Genomic DNA, 7,271 nt, shown 5'->3' on the forward strand with positions numbered 1-7,271 from the left:
GCATGGCGGCCGTCTCCGGGACGGCCGGCCGCTACCGGCGTCCCTTCCTCCAGCTCGACCGCCAGACCGCCCGCAAGGCCTGTCTGGTCCAGTCGATCCCGGTCTGGGACGATCCGCACAACAGCGATCCCGCGTACACCCGCTCACGGCTGCGCCACGAAGGCCTGCCCGCGCTGGAGAAATGTCTCGGCAAGGGCGTCGTGGAGGCCCTGGCCCGTACGGCACAGCTCTCCCGCGACGACGCCGATGCCCTCGACGCCTGGGCCGCCGACGCGGACCGCGCCGTACGGGACGAGTCGGGGCTGCTGGATTGCGCCAAGTTGTACGCGCTCCCGCCCGCAGTCCGCCGCCGTGTGCTGCGCCGGGCGGTCATCGCCGCGGGCGCCCCGGCCGGATCCCTGTTCGCCCGTCATATCGAAGAGGTCGACCGCCTGATCACGGGCTGGCGCGGCCAGGGAGCCATCAACCTGCCCGGCCGCGTGGAGGCCAGGAGGCAGGGTGGCAGACTGGTCGTCCGGCAGGGCTGAAGCGCGGAAGCACTACGGCTGTGTCTCCCGGGACGTGAGTCCCGGATCCCCGGCCGACAACGAAAGTGATACGGGTGGACGACAAGGACCTGGGCAACGACCTCCAGTCGGTGCTCATCACCAAGAAAGAGATCGACGCGAAGCTGGCCGATCTGGCCGCGAAGATCGACGCGGAGTACGCAGGCAAGGATCTGCTTCTCGTCGGGGTCCTCAAGGGCGCCGTGATGGTCATGGCGGATCTGGCGCGCACGCTGTCCACCCCTGTGACGATGGACTGGATGGCCGTCTCCTCCTACGGAGCCGGCACCCAGTCCTCCGGTGTGGTCCGGATCCTCAAGGACCTGGACACCGACATCAAGGGCAAGCACGTCCTGATCGTCGAGGACATCATCGACTCCGGGCTGACGCTGTCGTGGCTGCTCTCCAACCTCGGTTCACGGGAGCCCGCCTCGCTGGAGGTGTGCACTCTGCTCCGCAAGCCGGATGCCGCGAAGGTCGCGATCGATGTGAAATGGATCGGCTTCGACATTCCCAATGAGTTTGTCGTCGGATATGGCCTGGATTACTCGGAGAAGTACCGCAACATGCCTTTTGTCGGCACACTCGCACCGCATGTCTACGGCGGCTAGGACCGGTCTTTCGGATCAGGCCGGATCCGGTCCGGATCCCGTCCGGCGCGGAAAGGCTCCGTAGCCGCCGGGAACCCCAGCGCATCTCGCGCCGTTGGAGCATGGGAAGACGGGTTTGTCAGCCATCCCGTGCCATCGCGGGCCACAATGCTGGGGTACCGTCCGAAGAACAGTCTTTTCTCACAGCAGCATTTACCTACGGGCAGGAGGGACGGGGCGACTTCGCTCCGTATGGATGGACGTGAAGCGATACTTCCGTGGGCCGGTCATGTGGATCGTGCTGGCCGTCCTCGCCGTGGTCGTGTTGATGCAGGTCGTCGGCTCGTCGGGCGGCTACAAGACGGTGGACACCGGTGAGGTCGTCCAGGCGATCGACAAGAACCAGGCCGAGCAGGTCAAACTGACCACCGGCGACGAACAGATCATCAAGGTCGACCTCAAGAACGGTGTGAAGGTCAACGGCAGCGACAAGATCCAGGCCAGCTATATCGGCAGCCAGGGATCCGCGCTGGCGGGCACCCTTCAGACCAAGTTCCAGAACGGCGACATCAGCAAGGGCTATACGGTCTCGCCCTCGAAGCAGAGCCCGTTCGTCTCGGTGCTGCTGTCTCTGCTGCCCTTCGTCCTGATCGTCGTGGTCTTCCTGTTCCTGATGAATCAGATGCAGGGCGGCGGCTCCCGGGTCATGCAGTTCGGGAAGTCCAAGGCCAAGCTCATCACCAAGGACACCCCGAAGACGACCTTCGCCGATGTGGCGGGATCCGACGAGGCGGTCGAGGAGCTCCACGAGATCAAGGAGTTCCTCCAGGAGCCGGCGAAGTTCCAGGCGGTCGGCGCCAAGATCCCGAAGGGTGTGCTGCTCTACGGCCCGCCCGGTACGGGCAAGACGCTGCTCGCCCGCGCTGTCGCGGGTGAGGCCGGTGTGCCGTTCTACTCGATCTCCGGCTCCGACTTCGTGGAGATGTTCGTCGGTGTCGGTGCCTCCCGGGTGCGCGACCTCTTCGAGCAGGCCAAGGCGAACGCTCCGGCGATCGTCTTCGTGGACGAGATCGACGCCGTCGGCCGGCACCGCGGCGCCGGTCTGGGCGGCGGACACGACGAGCGCGAGCAGACTCTGAACCAGCTCCTTGTCGAGATGGACGGCTTCGATGTGAAGGGCGGCGTCATCCTGATCGCCGCCACGAACCGGCCCGACATCCTCGACCCGGCGCTGCTGCGTCCCGGCCGCTTCGACCGGCAGATCGCCGTCGACCGCCCGGACATGCAGGGCCGGCTGGAGATCCTCAAGGTCCATCAGAAGGGCAAGCCGGTCGCACCGGATGTCGATCTGGGCGCGGTCGCCCGTCGTACGCCCGGCTTCACCGGCGCGGATCTGGCGAACGTGCTGAATGAAGCGGCGCTCCTGACGGCGCGCAGCGACAAGAAGCTGGTCGACAACCACGCTCTGGACGAGGCGATCGACCGCGTCGTGGCGGGCCCGCAGAAGCGGACCCGGATCATGTCCGAGAAGGAGAAGAAGATCACCGCGTACCACGAGGGCGGACACGCCCTGGTCGCCGCGGCGTCTCCGAACTCCGACCCGGTGCACAAGATCACGATCCTGTCCCGAGGACGGGCCCTGGGCTACACCATGGTCCTGCCCGACGAGGACAAGTACTCGACCACGCGCAACGAGATGCTCGACCAGCTCGCCTACATGCTGGGCGGGCGGGCGGCCGAGGAGCTGGTCTTCCACGACCCGACCACCGGCGCGGCCAATGACATCGAGAAGGCCACGGCCACGGCCCGTGCGATGGTCACGCAGTACGGCATGACGGAGCGGCTCGGCGCGATCAAGTTCGGCGGCGACAACACGGAGCCGTTCCTCGGCCGGGAGATGGCGCATCAGCGCGACTACTCGGAAGAGGTCGCGGCGCTGGTCGACGAAGAGGTCAAGAAGCTCATCGAGACCGCGCACAACGAGGCCTGGGAGATCCTCGTCGAGAACCGCGACGTTCTCGACAATCTGGTTCTCGCGCTCCTGGAGAAGGAGACGCTCAACAAGGACCAGATCGCAGAGGTCTTCGCGACCGTCGTGAAGCGCCCGGCCCGCCCGGCGTGGACCGGCTCCTCGCGCCGTACGCCTTCGACGCGTCCGCCGGTGCTCTCGCCGAAGGAGCTGGCGCTGACCAATGGCGCGGCCGGTGCGAACGGCGGAATGCCCGCCGGGACCAACGGCGACAACTCCACCGAGGCCCTCCCCGAGGAGCGCCCGGAGAGCTGATCCCGGACCTTTCGATCTGGCCCGGAATGGATGCCGCGCCCCCCAGGTTTTAGCCTGTGGGAGCGCGGCATTCTTATGCCCGCCCACCAAGGACGGCACAGGAACGAGGCACACATGACCGACCCGGTGACGCTGGAGGGTGCGAGCCCCATCCGCGAATTCGACGAGAAGCGGGCCGAGAATGCGGTGCGTGAGCTGCTGATCGCAGTCGGAGAGGACCCGGACCGTGAGGGCCTGCGTGCGACTCCGGGTCGGGTGGCGCGGGCGTACAAGGAAATATTCGCGGGACTCTGGCAGACGCCCGAGGATGTGCTCACAACGACATTCGATCTCGGCCATGACGAGATGGTGCTCGTGAAGGACATCGAAGTGATGTCTTCATGTGAACATCATCTTGTCCCGTTCGTGGGTGTCGCTCATGTCGGCTATATCCCTTCGGCGGACGGGAAGATCACGGGCCTGTCGAAGCTGGCCCGGCTGGTGGATGTCTATGCCCGCCGGCCGCAGGTCCAGGAGCGGCTGACGACACAGATCGCCGACTCGCTGATGGAGATCCTGGATCCGCGCGGTGTGATCGTGGTCATCGAGTGCGAGCACATGTGCATGACCATGCGCGGAGTACGCAAGCCCGGCGCGAAGACGATCACTTCGGCGGTCCGCGGTCAGTTGCGCGTTCCGGCGACCAGGGCCGAGGCGATGAGCCTGATCATGGCCCGCTGACCGGCCCTCCAGCCGTCGGCCGGTGGACCGGCGACAGATCGGACCGGGCAGGTCAGGCCTTGCAGGTCAGACTGGGCCCGCGGGCGCTGTGCCGTGTTTGTCGTGGTCGTTGTCGTCCGGGCCCTCCGGGAGTTTGCAGACGCGCTCCAGGAAGAAGGCCGCGATGATCACCGCGAGGCCCGCCAGTACGGAGAAGCCGGCGTAGATGGCCTGGTCGCGGCGGGCGGGAATGTCGAGATGGCCGAGCAGATAGACGCCCGTACCGCCGTAGATTCCGGAGACCAGGGCCGCCACCAGGGCGCTGGCCTGGCCGAAGACCACCGCGCGGGCCGCCATCAGAGGATCGACGCCCTTGGCGTCCGGGCGCCGTTCGCGCTGGGCGCGTAGCCGCGAGCGCAGGGAGAGCGCGGTCGCGGTGAGCACGACGGCGATCACGGCGAGGACGATGGGTGCCGCGAGGGGCACGCTCGGCAACGTGCCGAACGAGTCCCAGAGACGGGCCCCGGCCCAGGAGAGCACGCCGGCCACCACGAACAGGCCGGCCAGGACGCCGATCCGCAACTGCTTCACCGAGAGAGCCGCCCTTCGCCTTGCCGTACCGACCCGCTGAGCCTAACGACTACTCAGGCAGGCGGAGTTCCAGATCGTCCCTGGGCCGCACTCCGCCGCGGCCGACCGACGAGAGCAGTTCGGCGACCGCGCCATGGCCCGGCACCTGTGCCTCCGGCTCCACGTCGTGCCACGGCGCGAGGACGAAGGCCCGTTCATGGGCCCGGGGATGGGGAAGGGTGAGCTGCGGATCGTCCGAGACGACATCCGCGTACGCGAGGATGTCCACATCGATGGTGCGCGGGCCCCATCGCTCGTCGCGTACCCGGTCGAAGGCATCCTCGATGGCCTGGCCGCGCTCCAGCAGGGACGACGGTGGCAGTGTCGTCCTGATCACGACCACCGCGTTGAAGTACGTGGGCTGGGAGCCCGGTTCGACTCCCCAGGGCTCGGTCTCGTACACCGGGGAGACCGCCTTGACACGTAGTCCGGGCGTGTCCTCCAGTGCGTCGATGGCGCCCTGGAGCGTCTCCAGCCGGTTGCCGAGATTGGAGCCGAGGGAGACCACGGCCCGTTTCGGATTGGAGAGCGTGGTGTCCGCCGCGTCCACCTGCGCGACCACGGAGGCGGGTACCGGCTGTACGGTCGGGTCGCTCTGCGGCCCATCGGCTGAGAACAGGTTCATACTCGGCTCCGGGTGATGGTGATGGTCACATCGTCGAAGGGGACGGTGATCGGGGCGTCGGGCTTGTGGACGATCACCTCGACCTCCTGGACGCCGTCGTGCTTCAGACACCGCTGGGCGATGCGCTCGGCCAGGGTCTCGATCAGATCGACCGGCTCTCCCCGGACGATCTCCACGACCTCCTCGGCCACGATCCCGTAGTGCACGGTCTTCGCCAGGTCGTCGGCGGCGGCGGCAGGGCGGGTGTCCAGGCCGAGCACCAGATCCACGATGAAGGTCTGTCCCTCTTCACGCTCCCGGGGGAAGACGCCATGGTGCCCACGGGCCTTGAGGCCGCGCAGCGCGACACGATCCACGCGAATCACTCCTGCTGTCGTTGGTCTCGGGGCACCTGTCCGGTCAAGGGCGGCACCGTGCCCTCGTTTGAATCTACCCGCGGGCACCGACACCGTTCCCCCGCGGGGGACGGGCGGTGTGTCACAGGGCGGTGTGTCACATGGGCCGCCTACCCACTCAGGCGGGTGTCTCGTCGTCCGGTTCGTCATCGGTTTCGGTCAGAACAGGTGAACCGTGGTGCGACCAGAGCTTCCAGCCCTCGGCCGTACGCCGGAACACGTTCGTGGCGACGACGAGCTGGCCGACGAGCGGTCCCAGCTCACCGCTCTCCTCGGCCGGGCCGCCGCTGAGAATGTTCTCGGTGCAGGTCACCAGGGCGGTGTCGGCGGCGACGGAGACCGTGACATCGGTGAGGAAGAACTGGATGTACTCGGTGTTCGCCATGATCAGGGCGTACGAGCGCAGTACGTCGCCGCGTCCGGTCAGGACCGGCCAGCCCGGATGGACACAGGAGATCTCGTCGTCGTTGTCCAGCCAGAGCCCGGACAGCGAGTCGAGGTCGCCGCGCTCCATGGCCTCGTAGAAGGTTGTGTTGGCCTGCTCGACCTGCTCGTTGTCCGTGAGGGCGGTCACCGGGCGGCGCCCTCGACCGCGCGGGCCACGCGGACCGCGTCGGCCGTCGCCCGTACCTCATGGACCCGGACCGCCCAGGCGCCCTGGTGCGCGGCGATGGCGGAGACGGCCGCGGTGGCCGCGTCGCGTTCGCGGGCGGGCGGCGGTGCGCCTTCGCCGCCGGCGAGAACACGGCCGAGGAACCGCTTGCGGGAGGCGGCGACCAGCAGCGGACGGCCCAGCGAGCGCAGCTCCGGCAGATGGGCGAGGAGTGCCAGATCGTGTTCGGCCTGTTTGGCGAAGCCGAGGCCGGGATCGATGACGAGGTACTCGGGGCCGATACCGCCGGCGATCACCGCGTCCATCCGTGCGCGCAGCTCGGTGACGACCTCCGCGACGACGTCCGTATAGACGGCGCGGCTGTTCATGCCCTGGCTGAAGCCGCGCCAGTGCATCACCACGAAGGGCACCCGGGCGGCGGCGACCGCGGGCACCATGGCCGGGTCGGCGAGTCCGCCGCTGACGTCGTTGACGAGGACGGCGCCGGCCGCGACGGCCTGTTCGGCGACGGAGGCGCGCATGGTGTCGACGGAGACGGTGACGCCCTCGGCCGCCAGGCCCCGTACGACCGGTACGACGCGCCTCAGCTCCTCGTCCTCGTCGACGCGGGTGGCGCCGGGCCGGGTCGACTCGCCGCCGACGTCGACCAGATCGGCGCCCTCGGCGACCAGATCGAGGCCGTGCTTGACGGCGGCGGTGGTGTCGAACCAGCGACCGCCGTCGGAGAAGGAGTCGGGCGTCACATTGACGACGCCCATGACCGCGCAGCGGTCCCACCCCGGCAGGCCCTCGACGGTGCCCCGTCCACGCAACGTACTCATATGCCCACCCTAAGGGCTGTCCCGTAATCCATGGCGGGCGCGCGACGACAGCTACGGCACCTCGCCGCG

At 68.1% G+C, this 7,271-nt stretch carries 9 protein-coding genes; 4 read left to right on the top strand and 5 right to left on the bottom strand.

All coding sequences use genetic code 11. The features are described 5' to 3' along the window. The 4 genes from GA0115259_RS14450 to folE all read left to right on the top strand — a co-directional run. Positions 1–527, top strand: a 527-nt coding sequence (locus tag GA0115259_RS14450) for a TilS substrate-binding domain-containing protein (protein ID WP_176732550.1), incomplete at its 5' end; no start/stop codon positions are given. Positions 528–601: 74 nt separating this feature from the next. Further along, entirely contained in the window at positions 602–1,156 is a 555-nt protein-coding gene (gene hpt, locus GA0115259_RS14455) for a hypoxanthine phosphoribosyltransferase (protein WP_093596208.1), read from the top strand. 235 nt (positions 1,157–1,391) lie between these two features. Beyond that, on the top strand, positions 1,392–3,419 hold the full coding sequence (gene ftsH / locus GA0115259_RS14460; protein WP_093596211.1) for an ATP-dependent zinc metalloprotease FtsH: 2,028 nt from the start codon (positions 1,392–1,394) through the stop codon (positions 3,417–3,419). 114 nt (positions 3,420–3,533) lie between these two features. Next, a complete protein-coding gene (gene folE / locus GA0115259_RS14465) occupies positions 3,534–4,139 on the top strand; it encodes a GTP cyclohydrolase I FolE (protein ID WP_093596214.1) in 606 nt (201 codons plus the stop codon). A gap of 66 nt (positions 4,140–4,205) precedes the next feature. Here the strand turns inward: folE and GA0115259_RS14470 are convergent, their stop codons facing one another. From GA0115259_RS14470 to folP, 5 genes are all read right to left on the bottom strand, one after another. Then, on the bottom strand, positions 4,206–4,709 hold the full coding sequence (locus tag GA0115259_RS14470) for a DUF3180 domain-containing protein (protein WP_093596218.1): 504 nt from the start codon (positions 4,707–4,709) through the stop codon (positions 4,206–4,208). Between the two features lie 49 nt (positions 4,710–4,758). Continuing rightward, entirely contained in the window at positions 4,759–5,373 is a 615-nt protein-coding gene (gene folK / locus GA0115259_RS14475; RefSeq protein ID WP_093596221.1) for a 2-amino-4-hydroxy-6-hydroxymethyldihydropteridine diphosphokinase, read from the bottom strand. Beyond that, positions 5,370–5,729, bottom strand: a complete 360-nt coding sequence (gene folB / locus GA0115259_RS14480; protein ID WP_093596224.1) for a dihydroneopterin aldolase — start codon at positions 5,727–5,729, stop codon at positions 5,370–5,372. The genes folK and folB overlap by 4 nt, the downstream gene beginning before the upstream one ends. A 157-nt stretch (positions 5,730–5,886) precedes the next feature. Next, on the bottom strand, positions 5,887–6,342 hold the full coding sequence (locus GA0115259_RS14485; RefSeq protein WP_093596227.1) for a nuclear transport factor 2 family protein: 456 nt from the start codon (positions 6,340–6,342) through the stop codon (positions 5,887–5,889). Further along, positions 6,339–7,202, bottom strand: a complete 864-nt coding sequence (gene folP / locus GA0115259_RS14490; RefSeq protein WP_093596230.1) for a dihydropteroate synthase — start codon at positions 7,200–7,202, stop codon at positions 6,339–6,341. The genes GA0115259_RS14485 and folP overlap by 4 nt, the downstream gene beginning before the upstream one ends. Positions 7,203–7,271 lie beyond the last annotated feature (69 nt).

Origin of the sequence: Streptomyces sp. MnatMP-M17 (assembly GCF_900091995.1) — a bacterium.
Classification (GTDB): domain Bacteria; phylum Actinomycetota; class Actinomycetes; order Streptomycetales; family Streptomycetaceae; genus Streptomyces.

Coding starts and splice junctions, on each gene's coding strand:
- folK (WP_093596221.1), bottom strand. CDS start 5,373: ATGAACCTGTTCTCAGCCGATGGGCCGCAGAGCGACCCGACCGTACAG.
- ftsH (WP_093596211.1), top strand. CDS start 1,392: ATGGACGTGAAGCGATACTTCCGTGGGCCGGTCATGTGGATCGTGCTG.
- folP (WP_093596230.1), bottom strand. CDS start 7,202: ATGAGTACGTTGCGTGGACGGGGCACCGTCGAGGGCCTGCCGGGGTGG.
- folE (WP_093596214.1), top strand. CDS start 3,534: ATGACCGACCCGGTGACGCTGGAGGGTGCGAGCCCCATCCGCGAATTC.